Source organism: Curtobacterium sp. B18 (assembly GCF_000333375.1).
Lineage (GTDB): Bacteria > Actinomycetota > Actinomycetes > Actinomycetales > Microbacteriaceae > Curtobacterium.
Genome location: NZ_BACZ01000122.1, coordinates 1 through 1735, shown reverse-complemented (window position 1 = coordinate 1735; position 1735 = coordinate 1). Strand labels below are relative to the sequence as shown.

Annotated in this window: 2 protein-coding genes; both read left to right on the top strand. The window is 67.5% G+C overall.

The annotated features are described in order from the left end of the window. Positions 1-1212, top strand: a 1212-nt coding sequence (locus tag I5E_RS03380; protein WP_022905751.1) for an ABC transporter substrate-binding protein, incomplete at its 5' end; no start/stop codon positions are given. Then, positions 1212-1735 (top strand): carbohydrate ABC transporter permease (locus tag I5E_RS21095; RefSeq protein WP_022905750.1); only part of this gene is annotated, 524 nt, incomplete at its 3' end. The genes I5E_RS03380 and I5E_RS21095, both read left to right, overlap by 1 nt.

Genomic DNA, 1735 nt, shown 5'->3' with positions numbered 1-1735 from the left:
CCGAAGATCCGGCAGCTCGACAAGAAGGCGTCGCTGCAGGTCACTGCGATCAACGGCACCGACTGGAACGACTTTCTCGCGAAGGTGCTCACGCAGATCGCGTCCGGCGACGTCCCCGACATCGTCAGCGTCGCGACCGAGGGGCAGCAGCTGCTCGCGTCGAAGAACCTGCTGACGCCGCTCGACGACCTCGTCACGAAGAACCTGTCGGGGCTGTCCACCTACTTCAGGGGCATCCACCCCTCGCTGGTCGAGTCGACGATGTACGAGGGGCACCTCTACACGCTGCCGGACAGCTTCAACGCGGGCAGCATGTTCTACTCGACCTCCCTGTTCGACAAGGCCGGACTCTCGCGCCCCGCCGCGAACTGGTCGATGGACGACTTCCACTCGTCGGCGGAGAGCCTGGCCAAGGTCGGCGGCAGCACCTACGCGTTCGACTGGGTCGTGCGGCTCTGGGGCAGCTGGACCTCGTTCCTGTACGCGAACGACGGCAACCTGCTCGAGGAGGGGCGCTACTCCGGCGGCGACTGGCTCTGGGGGAGCAAGGCGTTCGACGGCAACGCGGTGGGCGTCAGCGGTCGCAAGGGCGGCTGGAAGTGGGGCGACCCGACCGCGAACTCCGACGCCGCGGTCGAGGCACTGCAGTACGTGATCGACCTGCAGAAGTCGGGGGCGTCGCCCTCGCCCGACGTCGGCGGTGGCAGCACGCTGCAGGGGCTCTTCGCCTCCGGGCGCATCGGCATGACGATCGGCGGCGGCTTCTGGGCCGGCGGGCTCCACAACGCCGGCATGAAGGACGGCAGCTTCGACGTCGTCGAGTTCCCGACGTGGAAGAGCAACAAGTCGCTCTTCGGTGCCGGCGGGTACGGCATCTTCAACTCGTCGAAGCAGAAGGACCTCGCCTTCGAGGTCATCAAGCTCATGGTGCAGCCCGAGAGCTTCGACGCGCTCTGGCCGGGCAACGTCACCACGCCCGCGCAGAAGTCGCTCCTCACGGCCGACCGGTACGGGACGACAGGGCCGGAGCACTGGTCGGTGTTCTACGACCAGCTCGACAACTCGGTGCCGATCTCCGCGCCGCCGTACTACAACGCACTCGCGACGGCCCTGAACCAGCGCACCACGCAGGCGATCTCGTCCGGCAACGCGAAGAAGGCGCTCGACGGCCTGCAGGCCGACATCGAGAAGGCCGCCGCGCAGGCGTCGTGATGACCGCGACGACAGGGATCCGCTCCCGGCGGGCTGCCGAGGTCGCAGCCCGCCGGCCGGCGGCCAGACGCGTCCGACGCCGCGAGGCCTCCTTCGGCTACGCGATGATCGGCCTGGCGGTGGTCTTCGTCGCCGTCTTCACCTTCATCCCGATCCTCGCGTCGCTCGGACTCTCGTTCACGTCGTGGGACGTGATCAGCAGCCCGAAGTTCGTCGGGCTGGACAACTACGTGCGGCTGTTCACCGACGGGCCGGTGCTCGCGTCGTTCGGCGTGACCGTCGTCCTCGCGATCTGCATCGTCGCCCTGCAGATCTCGCTCGGGATGCTGCTGGCGGTCCTGGCGAACAACCGGAAGCGCAACGCCACGCGCGTCTTCTTCCGGACGTCGTTCTACCTGCCGCTGCTCGCGTCGTCCGCCGCGGTGTCGATCTTCATGGGTTACATCTTCGACACCAAGTTCGGGCTCATCAACTACTACCTGACCGAGATCGGGCTCCCCGGGGCGCACTGGCTCAACGACCC